The 20436-nt window shown below is 37.0% G+C and carries 27 protein-coding genes; 18 read left to right on the top strand and 9 right to left on the bottom strand.

From position 1 onward, the window contains the following. Positions 1–97: 97 nt before the first annotated feature. The 9 genes from rlmB to ileS all read left to right on the top strand — a co-directional run bounded on the left by rlmB (position 98) and on the right by ileS (position 10441). Positions 98–826, top strand: coding sequence for a 23S rRNA (guanosine(2251)-2'-O)-methyltransferase RlmB (gene rlmB / locus GHI45_RS09325; RefSeq protein WP_147780481.1), 729 nt, complete (start codon positions 98–100; stop codon positions 824–826). Positions 827–1141: 315 nt separating this feature from the next. Beyond that, positions 1142–2518, top strand: coding sequence for a cell division protein FtsA (ftsA, locus tag GHI45_RS09320; RefSeq protein ID WP_147780482.1), 1377 nt, complete (start codon positions 1142–1144; stop codon positions 2516–2518). A gap of 26 nt (positions 2519–2544) precedes the next feature. Then, entirely contained in the window at positions 2545–3801 is a 1257-nt protein-coding gene (ftsZ, locus tag GHI45_RS09315; protein WP_147780483.1) for a cell division protein FtsZ, read from the top strand. A gap of 1 nt (position 3802) precedes the next feature. Further along, positions 3803–4495, top strand: a complete 693-nt coding sequence (locus GHI45_RS09310) for a YggS family pyridoxal phosphate-dependent enzyme (protein ID WP_147780484.1) — start codon at positions 3803–3805, stop codon at positions 4493–4495. A 109-nt stretch (positions 4496–4604) separates the two neighbouring features. Then, positions 4605–5207 carry a cell division protein SepF gene (locus tag GHI45_RS09305; protein WP_147780485.1) on the top strand — a complete coding sequence of 201 codons (603 nt, stop codon included), beginning with the start codon at positions 4605–4607 and terminating at the stop codon, positions 5205–5207. Further along, on the top strand, positions 5207–5509 hold the full coding sequence (locus GHI45_RS09300) for a YggT family protein (RefSeq protein ID WP_147780486.1): 303 nt from the start codon (positions 5207–5209) through the stop codon (positions 5507–5509). The genes GHI45_RS09305 and GHI45_RS09300 overlap by 1 nt, the downstream gene beginning before the upstream one ends. Further along, positions 5506–6294 (top strand): RNA-binding protein, encoded by a 789-nt coding sequence (locus GHI45_RS09295; protein WP_147780487.1) that lies wholly within the window; start codon positions 5506–5508, stop codon positions 6292–6294. The genes GHI45_RS09300 and GHI45_RS09295 overlap by 4 nt, the downstream gene beginning before the upstream one ends. A gap of 135 nt (positions 6295–6429) precedes the next feature. Further along, positions 6430–7311 carry a DivIVA domain-containing protein gene (locus GHI45_RS09290; protein ID WP_147780488.1) on the top strand — a complete coding sequence of 294 codons (882 nt, stop codon included), beginning with the start codon at positions 6430–6432 and terminating at the stop codon, positions 7309–7311. Between the two features lie 340 nt (positions 7312–7651). Beyond that, positions 7652–10441 (top strand): isoleucine--tRNA ligase, encoded by a 2790-nt coding sequence (gene ileS / locus GHI45_RS09285; RefSeq protein WP_147780489.1) that lies wholly within the window; start codon positions 7652–7654, stop codon positions 10439–10441. 87 nt (positions 10442–10528) lie between these two features. Here ileS and GHI45_RS09280 read toward each other — a convergent pair whose 3' ends face one another. Both GHI45_RS09280 and GHI45_RS09275 read right to left on the bottom strand, forming a co-directional pair. Beyond that, entirely contained in the window at positions 10529–10636 is a 108-nt protein-coding gene (locus tag GHI45_RS09280; protein ID WP_147780490.1) for a DUF4044 domain-containing protein, read from the bottom strand. 69 nt (positions 10637–10705) lie between these two features. Beyond that, the gene (locus GHI45_RS09275; protein WP_147780491.1) at positions 10706–10921 is read right to left on the bottom strand and encodes a hypothetical protein; all 216 of its coding nucleotides are present in this window, start codon (positions 10919–10921) and stop codon (positions 10706–10708) included. Positions 10922–11205: 284 nt separating this feature from the next. On the opposite strand from GHI45_RS09275, the gene tuf reads away from it, so the two are divergent. Then, positions 11206–12402 carry an elongation factor Tu gene (tuf, locus tag GHI45_RS09270; RefSeq protein ID WP_147780492.1) on the top strand — a complete coding sequence of 399 codons (1197 nt, stop codon included), beginning with the start codon at positions 11206–11208 and terminating at the stop codon, positions 12400–12402. Between the two features lie 122 nt (positions 12403–12524). On the opposite strand, the gene GHI45_RS09265 is transcribed toward tuf, so the two are convergent. The 5 genes from GHI45_RS09265 to GHI45_RS09245 form a co-directional block, all read right to left on the bottom strand. After that, complete coding sequence (locus GHI45_RS09265) at positions 12525–12863, bottom strand: DUF1831 domain-containing protein (RefSeq protein ID WP_147780493.1); 339 nt, start codon at positions 12861–12863, stop codon at positions 12525–12527. Positions 12864–12885: 22 nt separating this feature from the next. Continuing rightward, a complete protein-coding gene (locus tag GHI45_RS09260) occupies positions 12886–14001 on the bottom strand; it encodes a cysteine desulfurase family protein (RefSeq protein ID WP_147780494.1) in 1116 nt (371 codons plus the stop codon). A gap of 128 nt (positions 14002–14129) precedes the next feature. Further along, on the bottom strand, positions 14130–15242 hold the full coding sequence (locus GHI45_RS09255) for a site-specific integrase (protein ID WP_147780495.1): 1113 nt from the start codon (positions 15240–15242) through the stop codon (positions 14130–14132). Between the two features lie 19 nt (positions 15243–15261). Continuing rightward, the gene (locus GHI45_RS09250; RefSeq protein WP_147780496.1) at positions 15262–15681 is read right to left on the bottom strand and encodes an ImmA/IrrE family metallo-endopeptidase; all 420 of its coding nucleotides are present in this window, start codon (positions 15679–15681) and stop codon (positions 15262–15264) included. A gap of 2 nt (positions 15682–15683) precedes the next feature. Further along, complete coding sequence (locus GHI45_RS09245) at positions 15684–16190, bottom strand: helix-turn-helix domain-containing protein (protein WP_147780497.1); 507 nt, start codon at positions 16188–16190, stop codon at positions 15684–15686. A 167-nt stretch (positions 16191–16357) separates the two neighbouring features. Here GHI45_RS09245 and GHI45_RS09240 point away from each other — a divergent pair, with 167 nt between their 5' ends. The 6 genes from GHI45_RS09240 to GHI45_RS09215 are packed head-to-tail and all read left to right on the top strand — an operon-like array spanning position 16358 to position 18958. Further along, positions 16358–16594 carry a helix-turn-helix domain-containing protein gene (locus tag GHI45_RS09240; RefSeq protein WP_147780498.1) on the top strand — a complete coding sequence of 79 codons (237 nt, stop codon included), beginning with the start codon at positions 16358–16360 and terminating at the stop codon, positions 16592–16594. A 20-nt stretch (positions 16595–16614) separates the two neighbouring features. Next, positions 16615–16881: a hypothetical protein gene (locus GHI45_RS09235; protein ID WP_228386061.1), complete on the top strand. Its 267-nt coding sequence runs from the start codon at positions 16615–16617 to the stop codon at positions 16879–16881. Continuing rightward, positions 16878–17585 (top strand): ORF6C domain-containing protein, encoded by a 708-nt coding sequence (locus tag GHI45_RS09230; protein ID WP_147780500.1) that lies wholly within the window; start codon positions 16878–16880, stop codon positions 17583–17585. The genes GHI45_RS09235 and GHI45_RS09230 overlap by 4 nt, the downstream gene beginning before the upstream one ends. Before the next feature lie 58 nt (positions 17586–17643). Beyond that, complete coding sequence (locus GHI45_RS09225; protein WP_147780501.1) at positions 17644–18411, top strand: phage antirepressor KilAC domain-containing protein; 768 nt, start codon at positions 17644–17646, stop codon at positions 18409–18411. Between the two features lie 20 nt (positions 18412–18431). Continuing rightward, the gene (locus GHI45_RS09220) at positions 18432–18749 is read left to right on the top strand and encodes a hypothetical protein (protein WP_147780502.1); all 318 of its coding nucleotides are present in this window, start codon (positions 18432–18434) and stop codon (positions 18747–18749) included. An 11-nt stretch (positions 18750–18760) separates the two neighbouring features. Continuing rightward, positions 18761–18958, top strand: coding sequence for a hypothetical protein (locus tag GHI45_RS09215; protein ID WP_147780503.1), 198 nt, complete (start codon positions 18761–18763; stop codon positions 18956–18958). Here GHI45_RS09215 and GHI45_RS09210 read toward each other — a convergent pair. Next, a complete protein-coding gene (locus tag GHI45_RS09210; protein ID WP_147780504.1) occupies positions 18951–19202 on the bottom strand; it encodes a hypothetical protein in 252 nt (83 codons plus the stop codon). The genes GHI45_RS09215 and GHI45_RS09210 overlap by 8 nt on opposite strands. Before the next feature lie 97 nt (positions 19203–19299). On the opposite strand from GHI45_RS09210, the gene GHI45_RS09205 reads away from it, so the two are divergent. Next, positions 19300–19545, top strand: a complete 246-nt coding sequence (locus tag GHI45_RS09205; RefSeq protein ID WP_147780505.1) for a hypothetical protein — start codon at positions 19300–19302, stop codon at positions 19543–19545. Positions 19546–19555: 10 nt separating this feature from the next. Next, a complete protein-coding gene (locus GHI45_RS09200; protein ID WP_147780506.1) occupies positions 19556–19777 on the top strand; it encodes a hypothetical protein in 222 nt (73 codons plus the stop codon). Between the two features lie 119 nt (positions 19778–19896). On the opposite strand, the gene GHI45_RS09195 is transcribed toward GHI45_RS09200, so the two are convergent. Continuing rightward, positions 19897–20307, bottom strand: a complete 411-nt coding sequence (locus GHI45_RS09195; protein WP_147780507.1) for a hypothetical protein — start codon at positions 20305–20307, stop codon at positions 19897–19899. Between the last annotated feature and the right edge of the window lie 129 nt (positions 20308–20436).

Below are 20436 nucleotides of genomic sequence, written 5' to 3'. Positions count from 1 at the left end.
AATCAATTACATAAATAAAAGCGTGAATTACATAATTTATAAAAATCTTTTAAAAAATAATCTGACCTTTTCTTTCAAAATTTGATATAATAAAATCATGGAAAATACCGATATTATCTACGGCTTGCACGCTGTAACAGAGGCCCTAAATTCAAGTACCGTTAACAAACTTTATGTCGAAGAAAATCTTCGCGGAAAAAATGTAGAAAAAATCAAAGCATTGGCACGAGAAAAGAAAGTCAATATTTCTTGGACTCCAAAAACAGAACTAAATAAAATGTCTGATAATGGCGTCCATCAAGGATTTGTTGCCAGAGTAGCCGAATTTGCTTATACTGAACTCGAAGACATTATAAATTTGACTCAGGATAAAACGACAGCAACGCTTTTGATTTTGGATGAGTTGACCGATCCTCATAATCTAGGTTCTATTGCGCGGACGGCCGATGCCACAGGAGTAGATGCTATCATTATACCCAAACATCGTTCCGTTGGAATCACACCGGTAGCTGTAAAAGCAAGTACAGGTGCACTTCAGTATGTCCCTGTCGTTCGTGTAACGAATCTTTCACAAACGCTTGACAAATTAAAAGATGCTGGGTTCTGGATTTTTGGTACCGATATGGATGGAACACCTTTCAACAAATGGAATACGGCTGGAAAAGTTGCGCTGATTATCGGAAATGAAGGACACGGAATCGCCCAAAATCTTAAGAAACAAGTGGATGAAATGATTACCATTCCGATGGTTGGTCATGTTCAAAGTTTAAATGCATCTGTTGCAGCAAGTGTTTTGATGTATGAAATTTTTAGAAATCGAAATTAAGTTAAAAATAAGAAATGGTAAGCCCTTTCTTATTTTTTTGTAAACTAAATTATAGTGTAAATCTAGTTTACAGTAATCATAAAATCAAGTAAAAATAATTCGTAAATATCATGCAAATTTTCATCATTTTTCTAAAAATGTAATAAACTTACAAAATAAAATCAAAAAAGCTAAAAAAACGCAGTTCTTCTATTGTTTTACTGTAATTTTGTGTTAAAATAGATAATGGGCGTGATTAGGTAAAACTTGTCTAATCCCCCCTTTTAAATATTGATAAAAAATGAATTGTGATGGATGAGGAAAGGAGTCGCTTTTATGGCCAAAAGTGGACTTTATACAGGCGTAGATATCGGAACAAATACAATCAAAGTATTGGTAGCTGAATACGTCTCAGGTGAAATGAATATAATCGGCGTTGGAAACGCCAAAAGTGATGGACTCAAAAATGGGATCATCGTTGACATAGAAAAGGTTTCGCAAGCTTTAGTAAAAGCTGTCAATGCGGCAGAGGAACGTGCAGGAATTACCATTGATCACATCAATGTAAGTATTCCAGCTAACCAACTTGAAATGGAAAAATGCCAAGGTATGGTTCCAATCGTTGGAGAAACGAAAGAAATCACTGACAATGACGTACTTCAAGTAGTACAAAACGCTTTGATGCGTGGTATCGTACCAGAACGTGAAATCATTGCTGTTGAAATCAATGAGTTTACAGTGGATGGTTTCCAAGGTATTTCAGATCCCCGTGGGATGTTTGGTGTACGTTTAGAAATGCATGGTTTGGTTTACACTGGGCCAAAAACACTTATCCACAACATTCGTAAAGTCGTTGAACGTGCAGGTTTGTTGGTTGACAACATCGTTATTGCACCTTTGGCTATGGCACACTATGTGCTTTCTGAAGGCGAACGCGAATTTGGTACAGTAGTGGTTGACCTTGGTGCTGGACAAACAACAGTAAGTGGTGTAAAAGAACAAAAACTTGTCTTTACACATACGCGTCCAGAAGGTGGAGATTATGTCACAAAAGACATTTCTACAGTTTTAAACACATCATTGACTGCAGCGGAAGATTTGAAAGTAAATTATGGTGAAGCAAGCACAGAACGTGCAAGCCAAGACGAATTCTTTATGGTTGACGTCGTTGGTAAATCTGAACCAGAACAAATTACTGAATATTATCTTTCACAAATTATCGAAGCAAGAATGACGCAAATTTTAGACGGTGTTCGTCAAGATTTGGAAGCTCATCATAACTTTGAAGCCCCAGGAGGCATTGTTCTTCTTGGTGGTGCAGCTGCAATGCCGGGCGTTGTTGATTTGGCTACAAACATGTTGAACATGAATGCACGTTTGTTTGTTCCTGCTGAAATGGGACTTAGAAATCCTGCATTTGCCCAAGTCATTAGCGTGATTGATTTCGTAGGAAATCGCAGTGATATTGACGTATTGGTATCACACGCAGTACGTGGTGATTATAGCTATGTTCCTTCAGAAACTGTTGAAACTTATGTTGCACCAGTTGCTCAAGTACAAGCTCCTCAAGTTTCACCTTCAAATTCTGAACAAACCGTTGAGCCTGGTTTCTATCAAGCACCAGTTGCTCCTACACAAAAAGTTGAAGCAGATGAAGAAAAAGAAGGCGTTGTTGGTCGCATCTCGAAGATGTTCGGCAACCTATTTGACTAATCACACAGAAAACGGAGAATTAAAAAATGGAATTTTCATTTGATACAGATTTAACACAAGGTGCCGTAATTAAAGTCATCGGTGTTGGCGGTGGTGGTGGCAATGCCATCAACCGAATGATTGAAGAAGGTGTTTCTGGCGTTGAATTCATCGCAGCAAACACCGATGTGCAAGCTTTGCGTAGCTCTAAAGCAGATACGGTCATTCAACTTGGCCCTAAATTGACACGTGGTCTTGGTGCTGGTGCACAACCAGAAGTTGGACAACGTGCAGCTGAAGAATCAGCTGAAACAATTTCACAAGCGCTCGAAGGCTCTGATATGATTTTCATCACTGCTGGTATGGGTGGTGGAACTGGTACAGGTGCTGCACCAGTTATTGCACAAATTGCTAAAGAACTTAATGCTTTGACAGTAGCAGTTGTAACACGTCCATTTGGATTTGAAGGTTCAAAACGTTCATACTTTGCAACTGAAGGTATCGAAGAATTACGTGCTAATGTTGATACTTTGTTGATTATTTCAAACAACAACCTGCTTGAAATCGTTGACAAGAAAACACCTTTGACAGAAGCTTTACGCGAAGCCGATAATGTTTTGCGTCAAGGTGTTCAAGGTGTTACAGACTTGATTACTAACCCAGGAATGATTAACCTTGACTTTGCTGATGTGAAAACAGTTATGGCAAACAAAGGTGATGCCCTCATGGGTATTGGTGTGGCTACTGGTGAAGACCGTGTCATTGAAGCTACTCGTAAAGCAATCTACAGTCCACTTCTTGAAACAACAATTGAAGGTGCAGAAAATGTCCTCTTGAATGTTACTGGTGGAATGGACATGAGCTTGACAGAAGCTCAAGATGCATCTGAAATTGTTATTCAAGCAGCCGGCAATGATGTAAATATCTTGCTTGGTACTTCACTTGACCCTGATATGAAAGATGAAATTCGCGTAACTGTTGTTGCAACTGGCGTTTCTAAAGAAGAAGTTGATGCTGTTTTAAATCCAGCACCTCGTAAAGAAGAACCACGTCGTCAAAACTTTGTTCACAATGCAAACTTGACACACACACCTGTTAGCCGCGCAGCACAACCAAGTGCACCTGCAGCTCAAACAAATAATGCAGCAGCATCTGCATTTGGTGATTGGGATATTCGTCGTGATGCTTCACCACGTCAAGCAGTTTCAAACAACAATCATGAAGCTTCAAACGTAACAAGTTTCAGTGGCGTTCCTACTTCAGAAGAAGATTTGGATACACCTCCATTTTTCCGTAAACGTTAAGATGACGATAGCTGAAAATGTTAAGAGAATCAAGGATAATGTTGAAAATGCGATAAATCTTTCAGATTTTTCAAATCAAAAAGTATCGATTTTAGCAGTAACAAAATATGGAGATGCAAATTTGGCGCGTCAAATCGTCCAAGCAGGCATTCAAAATATCGCTGAAAATCGTACAGAATTATTCTTAGATAAATATAATCAACTCAAGGATTTAGAACTTACTTGGCATTTGATTGGAAGCTTACAACGTCGAAAAGTAAAAGAAGTAATCAACTGTGTTGATTACTTTCATGCTTTAGACTCGTTGAAGTTAGCTCAAGAAATTGAAAAAAGAGCGGATCACAAAATCAAATGTTTCTTGCAAGTGAATATTTCAGGTGAAGAAAGTAAACATGGCTTTACGAAAACGGAACTGATGGATATTCTTTCTGAATTTGCTCAGTTTACAAAAATTGAAATTGTTGGTTTGATGACGATGGCACCACTTGAAGCAACTGATGAAGAATGCGCTAGTATTTTCCATGATTTAAAACAAGTACAAGTTGAAATTTCCGAGATGAATCTCGAAAATGTTCCTTGTACGGAATTAAGCATGGGAATGAGCAGAGATTATCAAATTGCAATCAAAGAGGGAGCAACTTTTGTGAGAATTGGACATGACTTTTTACGTGATGTTGATTTAAGCAAAGAGTGATAAAAAAATTAGTTTTGATACTTTATAGAAGCTGACAGACATATTGGTCAGTTTCTTAAAAAAATGTTAAAATGATAATATTAAATTAAGTTAGGAACTGGAGGAAAAAATGGCCTTTAAAGATTGGGTAAATGGTCTTCGTGATTATTTTGTAGAAGAAGACGAAGAATTTGAACAAGCTTCTCCTGCACAAAAACCAAAACCAGTAGTTGTCTCTACTACGCCATTAAATTCAGCAGTTGAAGAAAAAGTAAGACCGGTTAATCCACCCAAGCGTGAAGCACCACGTCCTACTGTAAGACCTCAAATGCAACAAACGCAAGCACGTCAAATGCCAAAACGTCCTGCTGCATTAAAAGAAAAAACGATAGAAAAGACTTCAATGAACCAAACAATAACTGCGCAACAACAAGCTGTAGCAAGTGTTTCTACCATTGCAATTAAAGAACCTCGTGCTTATGCTGACATTATGGAAGCAGCGCGTATCGTTAAAAATGGTGAATCTGTTCTTGTTAATTTTAAATATATGGGTGACAACCAAGCACGTCGTTCAATCGACTTCATGACTGGTGTTGCATTCACTCTTGACGGTGACATTCAAAACGTCGGTGGACAGATTTTCTTGATGACACCTGCTCACATTACCGTTGATGCTGCTAAAGAAATGTCAATCCTTGCAAGTCAAAATTTTGAAAGTTACGATTTATATTAATGACAACTTATACTACTTTAAATCTGATTGCTCAAATCATTAATTATCTGTTTATTTTGATTAATATTTATAGCTGGGTTTTAGTTGCCTATGCTTTAATGAGTTGGGTACCGCAAGTTCAAAATAGTGCGATTGGCCGCTTGATCATCAAATTAAGTCAGCCTTATATTAGCTTATTTGAACGTCTCCCCTTAAGAATTGCTGGCCTTGATTTATCAGTCCTCGTGGCTGTTATTTCACTGCAAGTCATTCAACAATTTATCAAAATTATGTTTCAACTTCTTGTTAATGCTGTCTTATGAGCAATGACAATATCTATCAGCATTTTAAAGCTGAAGAACGAATTTTTATTGATCGTGTGATGGACTGGCTGGATCAAGTTGAAAATGCTTATGCTGTTATTTCAACTTATTTTCTAAACCCACGTGAAGCCTTTATTTTAAAGAGTTTGCTGGGTAAGAAAGAAATTCAATGCTTTTCTTCTCAGGATTTAGCAGAAACGGAACTGACTAAATTTATCTTAGCACCTGATTTTTATGTTTTGGATCAAGCCGATTTTGATTTGTCTTTATTAAAGATTTCTTATGCAATCAAGTTCAATCAACTGACGCATGCTCAAGTTTTAGGTGCCTTTCTCAATCAGACGGGCATTAAAAGACAGGAATTAGGTGATATTGTCATTACTGACGAAGCTGTCCAAGTTTTTGTCAGCAGGCATTTGGTCGAGCTGTTCAAAAGTATCGATAAGATTGCTCGCATTTCTGTTAAGATTAAAGAAATTCCGCTGTCAGAGCTGACAGAAACAGTCACACAAGCAAGTGCTGAGATTTTATTGGTTGATAATTTACGTATTGATAAAATAATTGCTTCATCTTTTAAAGTTTCTCGCAATATTGCGAAGAATATGTTAGAATCAAAGAAGGTAAAATTAAATTACCTTGAAATTGAAAAAAAAGATTTTTCTGTTGAAATTGGCGATTTAGTGAGTGTTCGAGGATTTGGTAGAATCAAAATCATTGATGAACTTGGGATAACCAAAAAAGGAAAACAGAAAATTTCTGTTGAAATAACAAGAAATAAAAAATAAATTAGAAAATCGTAAGAAATGTAAAGGATTTTTTCTAAATTTTAGAAGTTAAAATAGAATTAATTTTTAAAAGTTGGAAATAATTTTTTGACTTGAATTTGCATTCATTTCATTTTTACATTAAAAGGAGGAACGATGACACTGAATAGTCTTGACGTCCAAAATAAAACCTTTAATCCACAATGGCGTGGTTTTAACAAGCACGAAGTTGATGAATTTTTAGATATTGTTGTACGTGATTATGATGATTTTGCTCAAACTTTGAAAGACCAAGAACGTGAATTGAAATCTTTGCGTGAACGTGTGAAATATTTTGATGAAATGAAAGACTCATTGAATAAATCAATCGTTGTTGCTCAAGATGCAGCTGATAATTTACGTGCGCAAGCGGAAAAGGAAGCAGATGGCATGATTACTGATGCCAAAGCAAAGAGTCAAATGAACTTATCTGAAGCCGCTGCGAAGAGTCAAATGATAATTGAAGCAGCGAAAAAAGAAGCAAGTTTGATTTTGAATGCTGCTTCAGATGATGCTCGTGAATTGGTTCGTAACACGGATGATTTGAAACGTAAGATGCGCATGTATCACCAACGTATGTCATCACTTATTGAAACACAAATGGCTTCTATCCAATCTGATGATTGGGAAAATGTCATTAAACCAGCATCTAGCGATTATTTGATTAATCCCGAAGAAAAACTTCAAGAAATCATTGATACAACAACTCGTCTTTCAGCCGAAGAAGTGGTTGATATGACACCAGCGACTGAGGAAGTCGTTGAGCAAGTTGTTGAAACACATACAGTAACTGTTGAACCTACTTTTGGTACAGGTCAAACAGTAGCTGAAAGTCTTGAAGAAGTTAAATCTGACGCTGCTCAAGCCGTTGAAGCTGAAGAAGAACATGAAACAGAAATTTTCCCAGAACTTGACCAAGAGCCAGTTTCTGTAGAAAATGTTGTCAACGAAACTTTGCCTACTGAAGATTCAGAAAGTGAAGAAGAGACACACGAATAATAAAATTTAAAAATCAAACCACGAGTTGAAGTAACATATTTGTAGCAAGCGAAAGTTGATGGAAGTTTCGCATTCCCTGTGTTTCAACTTATCAGTTGATTGGGTCACCCCACAAATTCTGGCTGAACAAATTAAGCTAGGACGGATAACAAACGTTACTTGTTTTGAGTTTTTGATTATTGTTTAGACAATAATTGAAAAAATAAAGGTGGTAACACGGTTTTCGTCCTTTGCGAAAGCCGTTTTTTTAATTCTTTTTTCCACTGTGGATAAATGAAATCAGCATGATGACTTTATTTATCCACAGTGGAAAACTAATAACACTTGGAGAGGTTAAAAAATGAAAATCAAAGATACTTTAAATCTTGGTAAGACTGCATTTCCAATGCGTGCAGGTCTTCCCAAGAAAGAACCAGTCTGGCAAAAAGATTGGGAAGATGCAGACTTGTATGGTCAACGTCAAGCCCTAAATGAAGGTAAACCTTCATATATGCTTCACGATGGCCCTCCTTATGCGAACGGAAATATCCATATTGGACACTCATTGAACAAGGTTTCAAAAGACATTATTGTTCGTTACAAATCAATGTCTGGTTTCCGCGCTCCTTACGTTCCTGGTTGGGATACACATGGGTTGCCAATCGAGCAACAGCTTGCTAAAGCAGGCATGAACCGCAAGGAAATGGATCGTGCAGCATACCTTGAAGAATGTCGTAAATATGCGCTTTCTCAAGTTGACAAGCAAAGAACAGACTTTAAAACACTTGGTGTTTTAGGCGATTGGGAACATCCTTATTTGACTTTGCTTCCAGAATTTGAAGCACAAGAAATTCGTGTCTTTGGAAAAATGGCAGAAAAAGGCTATATCTACAAAGGTGCAAAACCAATCTATTGGTCTCCATCTTCAGAAAGTTCACTTGCTGAAGCAGAAATCGAATACCATGATGTTAAATCTCCATCATTGTATGTTGCTTTTAAAGCGGCTGATACACACGGAAAATTGCCAGAAGACACTGAATTTGTCATTTGGACAACGACTGTTTGGACATTCCCATCAAACCGTGGTATTTTTGTTCATCCTGACTACACATATGCTTTGGTTGCTGTCAATGACCGTAAATTCTTGATTGCTCAAGATTTATTGGCAGATGTTACTGAAAAATTGAGCTGGGAAAATCCAGAAGTTATTCAAACCATCAAAGGTTCTGAACTTGACCGCATGACTGCACATCACCCATTTTATGACCGTGAGTCATTGGTTATGGTTGGGGATTATCTTTCACTTGATTCTGGGACTGGACTTGTCCACAGTTCACCAAACCATGGTGAAGATGACTATTTCTTCTCACGTTCTTACAATCTGCCAGTTATCGAAGACTTGGATGGTCAAGGGCATTTCAATGAAAATGCACCTGGACTTGAAGGCATGTACTATGAAAAGGCCATCCCAACGATTCAAGGCTGGTTAGAAGAAAATGACCGTTTGTTGTCAATCACTTACTTTACTCACTCATATCCACATGACTGGCGAACTAAAAAACCGGTTGTTTACCGTGCGACACCACAATGGTTCGCGTCAATCGATAAATTCCGTCAAAACATTTTGGACGAAGTTGAACGTGTAGATTGGATTGTGCCATGGGGCAAAAACCGTCTTTACAACATGGTTCGTGACCGTGGAGACTGGGTGATTTCACGTCAACGTGCTTGGGGTGTTCCATTGCCAATTTTCTATGGCGAAGATGGTACACCAATCATTACGCCTGAAACGACAGAACATGTTGCTCAACTCTTTGAAAAACATGGTTCTGGATACTGGTTCACGCATGAAGCAAAAGAATTGTTGCCTGAAGGTTTCAGCCATCCAAGTGCTCCAAATGGTGAATTTACTAAAGAAAATGACATCATGGACGTTTGGTTTGACTCAGGTTCATCTTGGAACGGTGTTTTGAACACACGTGAAGAACTCAGCTATCCTGCTGACCTCTACCTTGAAGGTTCTGACCAATATCGTGGATGGTTCAATTCATCAATCACGACTTCTGTCGCTGTCAATGGTGTAGCGCCATATAAGGCAGTCCTTTCACAAGGGTTCGTTCTTGATGGTAAAGGCATGAAGATGTCTAAATCACTTGGCAATACGATTGTACCAGCGGATGTTACCACAAAATTCGGTGCAGACATTCTTCGCTTATGGGTCGCTTCAGTTGACTATGAAAATGACGTCCGCGTCTCAATGGATATCTTGAGCCAAGTCGCTGATACTTACCGTAAAATCCGTAACACATTGCGTTTCTTGATTGCCAATACTGCAGACTTCTCTGTCAGCACTGACAGCATTGAATACAGCGAATTATCAGGGTCTGATAAGTACATGTTGGTTAAGTTCAATGAACTTGTCCGTTCAGTTCGTAAGAGCTACGACAGCTATAGTTTCATGAATGTTTACAAAGAAATTGTTAACTTCATGACCAATGACTTGTCTGCATTTTATCTTGATTTTGCCAAAGATGTTGTCTATATTGATGCCGAAAAATCTGCGACACGTCGCGGCATGCAAACGGTCATGTATCATATCTTGGTAGATTTGGTTAAGATGTTGGTTCCAATCTTGCCTCATACTACAGAAGAAGTATGGACTTACCTCGAAGAAGAAACAGAAGCATATGCTTACTTGTCAGAAATGCCAGAAGCCATTGATTATCCAGGTTCTGAAGAACTTTTGGAAAATTGGTCAGCCTTCTTTGATTTCCGTAATAAAGTCCTGAAAGCACTCGAAGAAGCGCGTGAAGCCAAATTGATTGGGAAGTCATTTGAAGCCAAAGTAACGGTTTATCCAAATGAAATTACGCGTGCATTGCTCGGATCATTGGACGAAAACTTGGCCAAATTGTTGATTGTGTCAGAGCTGACAGTTTCGCATGAAGTAGCGCCAGAAGCTGCAAACGTCTTTAACGACTGTGCAATTCTTGTTGAACACGCCAAAGGTGAAGTTTGCGACCGTTGTCGTAGAACTGACGAAACAGTTGGCAAACACGCCAATGAACACCTTCACATGCTTTGCCAAAACTGTGCAAGCATTGTTGAAAGTGAATTCCCTGAAGTTTTGAGTCAAGGCTTTGAAGCTTAATAAAATGAAAACCTGTCAGTACTGACAGGTTTTTTTGTATGAAAAAAGGCTCTCTCGAGCCTCTAATTCCTGAAATCTTTTTAATTTTTACAGCATTGAAGCAACGACAGTAAGAAGAGTCAGTGCAATCATCACAATAACAAAAACGAAAACGATTTTTTGAAAGGTACTTTTGGGTTGTTTTTTATAAGCCATAATTTCCTCAATGTTAATTTTAATTTTTTTCTAATTGTAGCAAGAAAATGGCGAAAATTCAAATCCTTTTTATTTATTTTCAGCTTCGTCAGCCGTTTTTAAAAATTTGGCAAATGGATCTTCGGTTGTTTCTTCATCTTTTTCTAAAAACTTAGCAAATGGATCTTCTTTTTTATCAGTTTTAGTTGTTGTTTCATCTTCTAAGTTGACTAAATCAACGGTGGTGATGCCGAGTTCGTCCATCAATTTATCGTAATCATCGCGTTTTCTAAAGGTAAGTCCCATGGATTTTCGTCCTTTCTATTCGAAATTTACATGAGATAATCATAACATTTTTAGGTTTTTACTACAAGAAAAGCGAGATTTTATTTGAAAAGAAGAGGAAATAAAGCCACTTAATGATTAAAAGCCCTTAAAAATGGAAGATTTGCAAAAAAAGTAGTGAAAAGGGCTGATAAAACTTGCTTTTTTCCCATATTTTCGTTATAATTGTCAAGAACGGTAGATTGTGGCAACACAGCCTGCCTATAAAAAAATTTTATTTTTTCAAAATAAGGAGACATTTTAAAATGGCTAAAGCTGTATACGACCGTAGCAAACCGCACGTTAACATTGGTACAATCGGACACGTCGACCACGGTAAAACTACATTGACTGCTGCGATCACTAAAGTTCTTGCTGAAAAATACCCTTCAGCAACTAACGTTGTTAAAGACTATGCATCTATCGATGCTGCTCCAGAAGAACGCGAACGCGGTATCACAATCAACACTGCTCACGTTGAATACGAAACTCCAGCACGTCACTACGCTCACATCGATGCGCCAGGTCACGCGGACTACGTTAAAAACATGATCACTGGTGCTGCCCAAATGGACGGTGCTATCCTCGTTGTTGCTGCTACTGATGGACCAATGCCACAAACACGTGAACACATCTTGCTTTCACGTCAAGTTGGTGTTAAATACCTTATCGTATTCCTCAACAAAGCTGACCTCGTTGACGACGAAGAATTGATGGAACTTGTTGAAATGGAAGTTCGTGACCTCTTGTCAGAATACGACTTCGATGGCGACAATATCCCATTCGTACAAGGTTCAGCACTTGGTGCTTTGAACGGTGAAGAAAAATACGTTAACGCTATCCTTGAATTGATGGACATCGTTGACTCATACATTCCAACTCCAGAACGTGACCTTGACAAACCATTGCTTCTTCCAGTCGAAGACGTATTCTCAATCACTGGTCGTGGTACTGTTGCTTCAGGACGTATCGAACGTGGTGTTGTTGAAGTTGGTAACGAAATCGAAATCGTTGGTATCAAAGACGAAATCAAAAAAGCTGTTGTTACTGGTGTTGAAATGTTCCGTAAGACACTTTCACGCGGTGAAGCCGGCGATAACGTTGGTGTATTGCTCCGTGGTGTTCTTCGTGACGAAATCGAACGTGGACAAGTTATTGCTAAACTAGGTTCAATCACTCCACATACTAAATTCGAAGGTGAAGTTTACGTATTGAGCAAAGAAGAAGGCGGACGTCACACTCCATTCTTCGACAACTACCGTCCTCAATTCTACTTCCACACAACTGACGTTACTGGTTCAATCAAACTTCCTGAAGGAACTGAAATGGTAATGCCTGGTGATAACGTTCACATCAACGTTGAATTGATCCACCCAGTTGCTATCGAAGAAGGAACTACATTCTCTATCCGTGAAGGTGGACGTACTGTTGGTTCAGGTATGGTTGCTACAATCGACAAATAATTCGATCATATACAATCTAAGTCTTAAATGACTATAAATGAAAGTCTGTCAGTTCTGACAGGCTTTTATTGTGTTAAAAAAAGGGTAAAAAAAATCTGTCAGCAGTAAAACTGACGGATTTTTTATTTTGTAGCAAAGACGCCACGGTCAATAAGCACATCCATTTGGAAATAGAATTTCTCTTGAATGACGGAACTTGCATTTTTGAAGATGTTGACGTTACGAAGACCAGATTTATCTGTAATCGACATTTTAAATCCTGTTAAATCAGGACTGATAATGATTTTCAGTAAAAAACCAGAACCAGAATTAGGAACTTCTTCAAGCATACGCTTGAATTCATAACTCCCAACTTTCGTTTGAATAAAAGTGTTATCTTTCAAAGTGAATTTCTTGACTGTTGGTGCAAGCACGTAAGTGTATTTGCAGTCGTCAAGATGTTTTTCAGTAACAAAAGCCATAAACCCTCCAAATGTCTGTTGCTTATTTCAAAGCATTTTTTAATTTGATTGCGAATTCATCAATTTCATCGATTGTGTTAAGTTCTGAAAATGAAATTCGAATATTTTCTTTTAATTTTGGTGAACTTTCACCGTAAATGCTAGCAAGCACGTGTGAAGGTTCAATGGTACCAGCAGTACAAGCAGAACCTGTTGAGATGGCAATTCCAGCCAAATCAAGTTTGGTCAACAGCAAGTCATGATTTCGTTCAGGAAAAGCAAGATTCACAACATGAGGCATGCTTTTTCCAAATTCATTTTTATAAAAAGTTAAATCTGAGATTTGCTCAAATAAATGTGTCTTAAGCTGCTCAACCTTCTCATAATTCTCGCTCATATGCGTAACGGAAATCTGTAAGGCTTTCGCCATTCCTACTAGTGAATGAAGGTTTTCTGTCCCTGCCCGACGTTTTTCTTCTTGCTCGCCACCATGAATCAATGGATCAAACAAAAGGTCTACATGATACAAAAAGCCAACTCCTTTTGGCCCATGAAATTTGTGACCAGAAGCGGAAACAAAATCAGCTTTGATTTCTAAGGGATGAACAGGGATTTTTCCCATAACCTGTGTGGCATCCACATGAAAGACAGCTTGGTGATGACTCAAAATCTCGCCTACTTCACTGACGGGCAAGAGTTGCCCTGTTTCATTATTTGACCACATCATGCTGACGAGAATGGTGTCAGGACGAAGGGCGTTTTTAATGCTGTCAGCGCTGACAGAACCATCTGGTTCAGGTTGGACAAAAGTAATATCAAAGCCATGTCGGTCATGAAGGTATTGTACCGTGTTGATGACTGACGGATGCTCAATCGCAGTTGTCACAATATGGTTGCCAAGCTTGCGGTGCGCCAAGGCGTAACCGATGATGGCAGTATTGTTTGACTCACTTGCACCAGAAGTAAATGTAATCTGGCGAGCTGAGACCTGAAGTGCTTGAGCGATTACTTCTCGACTTTGACGAACGGTTTGAAAAGCTACGCGTCCGTAAGAATGAATACTTGAAGGATTACCGAAAGTTGTGAGGAGTGTGTCAGACATTACCTCCACAACTTCAGGCAATACTGGAGTTGTAGCAGCATTGTCTAGATATATAATTTGGATTTCTTCCTTTCTTATAAAAGTTAGCTAACGTTGATTTAGCAGTATTTTGGGCATGTCTCATAGCTAAAAAATTTAAACAGATTTCAATATTTTTGAACATCTTTGCCCCTTTTTTGCCCCTTTTAATTCAAATTGATACCATTTAATTTACTAACGGTATTTTCATTAAGTTTTTTTGTGACATGGGTATAAATCGATAAGGTTGTTTTAGGCTCGTTATGTCCCACTCTATCCATTATTACTTTTAGTGGGATTCCCAATTCAGTTAAGAGGGCGATATGCGTATGCCTAAATATGTGGCTCGATAATGGTTTCTTATAGTTCAAGCCATGCAAAAATCTATTGAAAGCTGCATCATAAAGTGGCGTACCATTCCTTGTGACAAAGATGAAATCGTTAGGTGAATTCTTAGTTCTCTTTTCTTGTATATTTTGAGAAATTATCTCAACTAATATTTCTGAAGCTCGGTCTGATAGAGACACTATTCGTTCGGAATATTGATTTTTGGGAAGCACTTTTTCATGAGCATATCTGTCATAAGTTCCACTGATTTCTATTCTATCATTTTTTATGTTTTTTGTCTGCAATCCCATCGCTTCACCTTGTCTTAGCCCAGTGAGCGACATGAATTCTATTAAATTTGCCCATCTTTCATTTTTAGAGTTTGCTAGTTGAATTACTTCCTTAAGCTCATCAACTTCTAAATATTTGTTTTTCCTTTTCTCTCTCTCGGACAAACTTATTTTCTTTTTAGGCAGTAGTATATTTTTAGTAGGATTAGTATTGATATAGCCTTTGTTAATAGCATACTCAAATATATTTGATATAGTAGATTTTATTATTCCAATGTATGAATAAGATAAATTCTTTTCATAATATAAGTCTGACAAGATGTCGTGTATCGTTGGACGAGTTATTTGCTCCAGTAGAGTATCTTGGGAAATATAATTCTGTACGTTTTTTAGCGCATTTGTTTTCGCTCTGATCGATGCTGGTTTTAAAGTTAATTCAGCAATTGTTAGCCATTCGTCTTTAGTATTCCAGAATGTCTTGCCTATTGAAAGAGAAGCGCTGTTCTTTTGGTTTATCTTTTCAAATAATATTTTTTGAGCTTCGTTATTAGAGCGAGCTGTGTTTTTATCTAAAGTAATTGATACTTTTTTTGTGCGATCAAACTTATCTTTGTAACGTTCAGTGTATTTAAATTTTCCGTTTGGAAGTGTTTCTACCCACATCACAGACCCCCTTCATTTTTTAACTCATTTTACTTAATAACGCCCATCCTAGTATATCGTGAAAAACATCTTCGGCTAAGTCATATAAGTGATCATCTATTTCAAAAAAACTGAGAAAGCTATCAATATCGATGTATTCAGGTTCCCAGTCATATGCGCTTAACCACTCATCTGCACGTTGTTTAATCATATATCTATTAGCTTCAGCTTCTTGCTTCAAGCTATATATTTTTGAATTAATGTCAAAATGTTGGTGCCCATATGCGTGATGTCCGATTTCATGATATACAACATTTTCTTGTCTTTTTGCACTTGATAAAACGTTGAGACAAATTAGATTTAGTTCCTTATAGTACATTCCATCTTTATTAGTAAATTCTTCTGGAGTAAAAAATACAATATCAGCTCCCAACTCCCTTGCCAGTTTCCATACATCCATACCTATTCCTCATCTTTACCCTCTAAGTGGTTCTTAATGAGATTGAAGAAGAATTCTTTTTCTGCTTCGGTCTGTTCTGTACCATCACTTGCAACACCACGTGAAATAATGTCCATAAGTTCTTCATCGGTATAAGTATTCTTACCAATTGGAATTACCTTATTATTTTGTTCAGTTTGTTCTTTTAATTGATTTTCAGCAAAATCCACTACCTTTTCTTGACGGGGTGTATCAAGTTTATCGAATATTTTATCGATTTTAAGATTTTTCTTGGAAATAACACTATTATCAACATCTTCTTTTGATATCCCCAAAAGATACTCTGTAGATATGTTTAAGACTTTTGCAAAGTCATCAGCTTTATTCAAAGGGAATTCTCTGGAAAAATTAAAATATCGTGAAAGTGCAGACTTAGCCATATCTACTCTTCTAGCAATTTCAGATAATGAAAGACCTTGTTTTTCTTTTTCGCTTATTAGAATCTTTACTATTTCTTCATTTGTTCGCATATTTTTGACCTCTTTAATTGATAATTATATTATAGCACCGTTCCCAAAAAAGCACAATAGGTTGATAAAAAAACTTTTTTGATAATTTTTTTAACTTTTGTGTTGACATACGAGAACAAACGTGTTATTATTGTTTGTTCCCGAAAGAGAACGGAAAGGAAAAATATATGACGATAAATTTGAGCAGAATTAAAGCTGAACGAATTGCTAATGATTTAACTCAAGATGATGTTGCAAAACAGATGGGGTGGAAATCAAGAGCACCATATGCAAAAAGGGAAAATGGCTTAGTTGCTATCGGAGCTAATGAATTAATTAAACTAGCATCAATTTTTGGGTATGGCAAAGATGATTTGGGGCTTTTTTTTAAAGAAAACGTTCCCGAAAAAGAACACAAAAAATAATTTAAAAGATGGAGGCGAAAATGGAAATTCCAGTGATTAAAGAAGTTACAATCCCCAAAATTTCTGCAGACGATAAAACACTATCGCAAATATTCAGCATTAGTGTTGGGCATGCAGGCACAGTAAGACGAGAAATGGATTGGTTTCCTAAATTCAAAAATGGGCTTCAAGATAATGGACGGATTGTACGAATTGATGCATTCGATGCTTACCTCACTTATAGAGGCACACGAGAATGGAAGAAGGAAAAAGCAGAAATTGACAAAATGAAAGGAACAAGAAAATGACACAAGTACAAACATTCAAAAACGAACTATTTAATCTATCAGTGCAAACTGATGGAACAGAAAATCTATTCAATGCTGAAGATGTTGCAAAAGCACTTGGATTTACCACCGTTGCCAAAAGTGGCAACGTAGTAGTTCGGTGGTCTAGAGTAAATGAATATCTTTCCCAACGAGTTGGGAAAATTGAAAAAGGTTCATTCATCAGTGAGCCTATGGTTTATAAACTTGCTTTCAAAGCAAACAACGCTGTTGCTGAAAAATTCACGGACTGGCTAGCTATTGAAGTTCTCCCAACAATCCGCAAAACGGGTGGCTACCAACAACAACCACAAATCCCAACTACGCAGCGTGAACTTGCTTTATTAGCCTTGTCAGTAACTGAAGAAACAAACCAACGTGTCGATGACTTGAACGACCGCTTGATAGAGATTGAGCAAAACAAGCTGATCACGACAGAAGACAAAGGCACAATCGATGCACATGTGCGTAAAAAGGTTTACTCAATTTGTAATGACTTCAATTATGAAAAAGAAGCTAAGAGCATGTTGTTCCAAGAGCTAGGTGCAAACATCAAGCGACTGTTCAACGTTCCAAATCGTGGACGGATTAAAGATGTTGACTTTATGACTGCACTGGAATTCATCGATACCTGGCAACCGTCATCAGTAGTCAAAGCGCAAATCAATCAGCTTGAGCTGTTTTAAGGAGAAGAAGATGGAAAAAGGGAAAAGCAGAAATTGACAAAATGAAAGGAACAAGAAAATGAACGAATTACAAAACGTTGAAGGATTTAAAGCAAAAATTTATGGTACAGCAGAAAATCCGTTATTTTTGGCGAAAGATATCGCAGAGATGATTGAGATTAAAAATAATCGTGACATGCTTAATAATATTGATGATGATGAAAAGCTGATGTCGTTAGTATCTACATCAGGTCAAAATCGTAACATGTGGTTTTTAACAGAAGACGGACTTTATGAAGTTTTGATGCAGTCAAGAAAGCAACAAGCAAAACTTTTCAAGAAGAAAGTTAAAGAAATTCTGAAAACAATCCGCAAGCACGGAGCGTACATGACAAGCGAAGTCATCGAAAAGACATTGACTAGCCCAGACTTCATCATTAAACTTGCCACACAGCTTAAAACAGAGCAAGAAAAAACAGCGATGTTATCTCAACAAGTCGCTGAAAGTCGTCCAAAAGCTGACTACTATGATCGCATTCTTAAGTCTAAGTCGCTCGTAACGATTAGTCAAATTGCTGATGACTACGGTATGACAGCACAGGCACTAAACAAAATGTTGTATGAATTACAAATTCAACATAAAGTTGGCGGACAGTGGCTATTGTATGCCAAACATAAAAACCACGGATACACGTTTAGTGATACAACAAGCCTACCTAACTATAAAAAAGGTGGTGAAAAAGTCGTTATGAATACTAAATGGACTCAAAAAGGACGGATATTCATTTACAACGTGCTTAAGTCAGAAGGTATTCTACCAACTATTGAAAAAAATGATGCAGCTTGAGCTGTTTTAAGGAGAAGAAGATGGAAAAAGGAAAAGTAACATTAAAAGTTGAATTGGAAAACGGAGATGTATTGGCTAAAGGGCTAGAAAAAATCATTACTAAAAGCAATGAGCTAAAACTTTCAGTAGATGAGCTGTTGGGAACTGAGCTAAAGTTATCCGTAAACCCAGTGGCAACAGATAAAAAGGTGCGTATAGTTACAGGTGAAATGTTCTTTGACACAATATTGAAGCTCGCAGAAGAAAATAAACTAAGCTATCGTGAACTAAATAATTACTTAGAACGTTCGATTCATTATTTAGATAGACATCAGGGCCAAGTGAAAGTTAAAAAATAAGGAGATATAAAATGAACGATTTTTCAGATCAAATCGAGCAACTTATCAATAAACAATTGGAAACAATTCTTGCGAACTCATCAACATATAAGGAAGCAATTATCATGAATTCCAAATGCTCAGCTCTCACACCTCAAGGAGTAGAAATAAAAAAAGTTATCCAATCAAGAATAACAGAACTTGCATTGAATAACTTAATTGTTAAATGACTTCCACTTTCACAACGGAATTAGAAGCATAACAAATTTTAGGGGTTTCCAGTTCATAGAAAAAGTCACAATTAACTAGCATTTCCATAAAGCTAGGAATTAACTCATAATCAGGATGTACCCATAATGTGTATGGCTCAGCAGTTGAAACATTTTTTCCTGATTTTTTCCAAGGAATAACAATTTGACCCTCATGAAAAGTTTTAGATGTTCCATCAGAAAAATTTACAATAATTTTATCCATACGATTCTCCTTTCTATATTCTAGGCTACTACCAATAGCCTACAGACATTATAGCACGAGAGAGACATTAAAAAAAATTAGAAAAGGAAACAAGAAAATGAATATTATCGAAGCAACAAAAAAAGCCTTAGACGAAAATAAGGCGATTACAAACGATGATTACAAAGAAAGTGGAGTTATTATTATTCCAACTACCTCAGCTTCGCTTGGCATGGTACTTATGGGAGATAAACCGTACTTTCGCAAAACAAATAATGGGTATGAAGAAAAATATCCCGAACCTAGAAGGTATTGGAATCCAGGGAGCGAAGACATTCTAAGAGAAGACTGGAAACTGTATTAAGGAGAAGAAAATGAATTACGTGCCGAAGTATTCGAGAGAACGACAAAAGAAAAGAAGAAATGACAACATCCGTAAAGGTTTAGATGTTGATCAAACTACTGTTAATTATTTCTTTGATCTGATTGAAGGAGAAACTAAAAATATTAAACGAAATAGAAATAGCCCAGAAATGACTATGGCCATAACTGAGCTATATAGAACGATACGAGAGTATCAATTTGGCTTATTTTAAGGGGAGAGAAATGAAAACAGCATCAGTTGTATTAGTTTGGTTAGCAGCAGTGATATGTTGCTTTGTTATGAAAAAAATAGATGAAGAATTAGTCCTAATCTATTCTATCTATGCACTGTTTATTTGCCTTCTGGTGACTCTGATAGGAGTTCTCGGATAACAGGTAATATATTTTGGGTAATATATTCCCACCAAGATTCCTTATTCTCATTTTTGTTAATGGAATTGATAATTTGATTAAATTTTTCAATTTCTTCATTGGGGATATAGGGGATGATTTTATAGTAACTAGCATTCAATTTAGCAGTGCTGTCAATATCACTATCGAAAGTTGAATTACTAATGCAAACAAGAAAAGTTTCAAGCAGTTCACGTTTATGAAGATAATAACTATTCTGGTTGTTTTCCTGCATATCTAATTTTTTCATCTTTCTTAGATGTTGGTTATTTATAATTGCAGTTAATATCGGTGAAAATAAAGCAGATAAAGCAATTACAACTGTGACTGTAAAAGTCATGTCAAATCTCATAGACACCTCCTTTCTATAATCTAGGCTACTACCAATAGCCTACAGACATTATAGCATGAGAGAGACATTAAAAAACATTAAGAATAGGAAACAAAAATGGAAAAAAATAAAATACAAGTCAACGTAAAA

Source organism: Lactococcus sp. dk101 (genome assembly GCF_009601055.1).
Lineage (GTDB): Bacteria > Bacillota > Bacilli > Lactobacillales > Streptococcaceae > Lactococcus.
This window is presented reverse-complemented; position numbering and strand designations above follow the sequence as displayed.

Excerpts from the sequence above, each read along its gene's own strand:
- rlmB (WP_147780481.1), top strand. The coding sequence starts at position 98 with ATGGAAAATACCGATATTATCTACGGCTTGCACGCTGTAACAGAGGCC.
- ftsA (WP_147780482.1), top strand. The coding sequence starts at position 1,142 with ATGGCCAAAAGTGGACTTTATACAGGCGTAGATATCGGAACAAATACA.
- ftsZ (WP_147780483.1), top strand. The coding sequence starts at position 2,545 with ATGGAATTTTCATTTGATACAGATTTAACACAAGGTGCCGTAATTAAA.
- GHI45_RS09310 (WP_147780484.1), top strand. The coding sequence starts at position 3,803 with ATGACGATAGCTGAAAATGTTAAGAGAATCAAGGATAATGTTGAAAAT.
- GHI45_RS09305 (WP_147780485.1), top strand. The coding sequence starts at position 4,605 with ATGGCCTTTAAAGATTGGGTAAATGGTCTTCGTGATTATTTTGTAGAA.
- GHI45_RS09300 (WP_147780486.1), top strand. The coding sequence starts at position 5,207 with ATGACAACTTATACTACTTTAAATCTGATTGCTCAAATCATTAATTAT.
- GHI45_RS09295 (WP_147780487.1), top strand. The coding sequence starts at position 5,506 with ATGAGCAATGACAATATCTATCAGCATTTTAAAGCTGAAGAACGAATT.
- GHI45_RS09290 (WP_147780488.1), top strand. The coding sequence starts at position 6,430 with ATGACACTGAATAGTCTTGACGTCCAAAATAAAACCTTTAATCCACAA.
- ileS (WP_147780489.1), top strand. The coding sequence starts at position 7,652 with ATGAAAATCAAAGATACTTTAAATCTTGGTAAGACTGCATTTCCAATG.
- GHI45_RS09280 (WP_147780490.1), bottom strand. The coding sequence starts at position 10,636 with ATGGCTTATAAAAAACAACCCAAAAGTACCTTTCAAAAAATCGTTTTC.
- GHI45_RS09275 (WP_147780491.1), bottom strand. The coding sequence starts at position 10,921 with ATGGGACTTACCTTTAGAAAACGCGATGATTACGATAAATTGATGGAC.
- tuf (WP_147780492.1), top strand. The coding sequence starts at position 11,206 with ATGGCTAAAGCTGTATACGACCGTAGCAAACCGCACGTTAACATTGGT.
- GHI45_RS09265 (WP_147780493.1), bottom strand. The coding sequence starts at position 12,863 with ATGGCTTTTGTTACTGAAAAACATCTTGACGACTGCAAATACACTTAC.
- GHI45_RS09255 (WP_147780495.1), bottom strand. The coding sequence starts at position 15,242 with ATGTGGGTAGAAACACTTCCAAACGGAAAATTTAAATACACTGAACGT.
- GHI45_RS09250 (WP_147780496.1), bottom strand. The coding sequence starts at position 15,681 with ATGGATGTATGGAAACTGGCAAGGGAGTTGGGAGCTGATATTGTATTT.
- GHI45_RS09245 (WP_147780497.1), bottom strand. The coding sequence starts at position 16,190 with ATGCGAACAAATGAAGAAATAGTAAAGATTCTAATAAGCGAAAAAGAA.
- GHI45_RS09240 (WP_147780498.1), top strand. The coding sequence starts at position 16,358 with ATGACGATAAATTTGAGCAGAATTAAAGCTGAACGAATTGCTAATGAT.
- GHI45_RS09235 (WP_228386061.1), top strand. The coding sequence starts at position 16,615 with ATGGAAATTCCAGTGATTAAAGAAGTTACAATCCCCAAAATTTCTGCA.
- GHI45_RS09230 (WP_147780500.1), top strand. The coding sequence starts at position 16,878 with ATGACACAAGTACAAACATTCAAAAACGAACTATTTAATCTATCAGTG.
- GHI45_RS09225 (WP_147780501.1), top strand. The coding sequence starts at position 17,644 with ATGAACGAATTACAAAACGTTGAAGGATTTAAAGCAAAAATTTATGGT.
- GHI45_RS09220 (WP_147780502.1), top strand. The coding sequence starts at position 18,432 with ATGGAAAAAGGAAAAGTAACATTAAAAGTTGAATTGGAAAACGGAGAT.
- GHI45_RS09215 (WP_147780503.1), top strand. The coding sequence starts at position 18,761 with ATGAACGATTTTTCAGATCAAATCGAGCAACTTATCAATAAACAATTG.
- GHI45_RS09210 (WP_147780504.1), bottom strand. The coding sequence starts at position 19,202 with ATGGATAAAATTATTGTAAATTTTTCTGATGGAACATCTAAAACTTTT.
- GHI45_RS09205 (WP_147780505.1), top strand. The coding sequence starts at position 19,300 with ATGAATATTATCGAAGCAACAAAAAAAGCCTTAGACGAAAATAAGGCG.
- GHI45_RS09200 (WP_147780506.1), top strand. The coding sequence starts at position 19,556 with ATGAATTACGTGCCGAAGTATTCGAGAGAACGACAAAAGAAAAGAAGA.
- GHI45_RS09195 (WP_147780507.1), bottom strand. The coding sequence starts at position 20,307 with ATGAGATTTGACATGACTTTTACAGTCACAGTTGTAATTGCTTTATCT.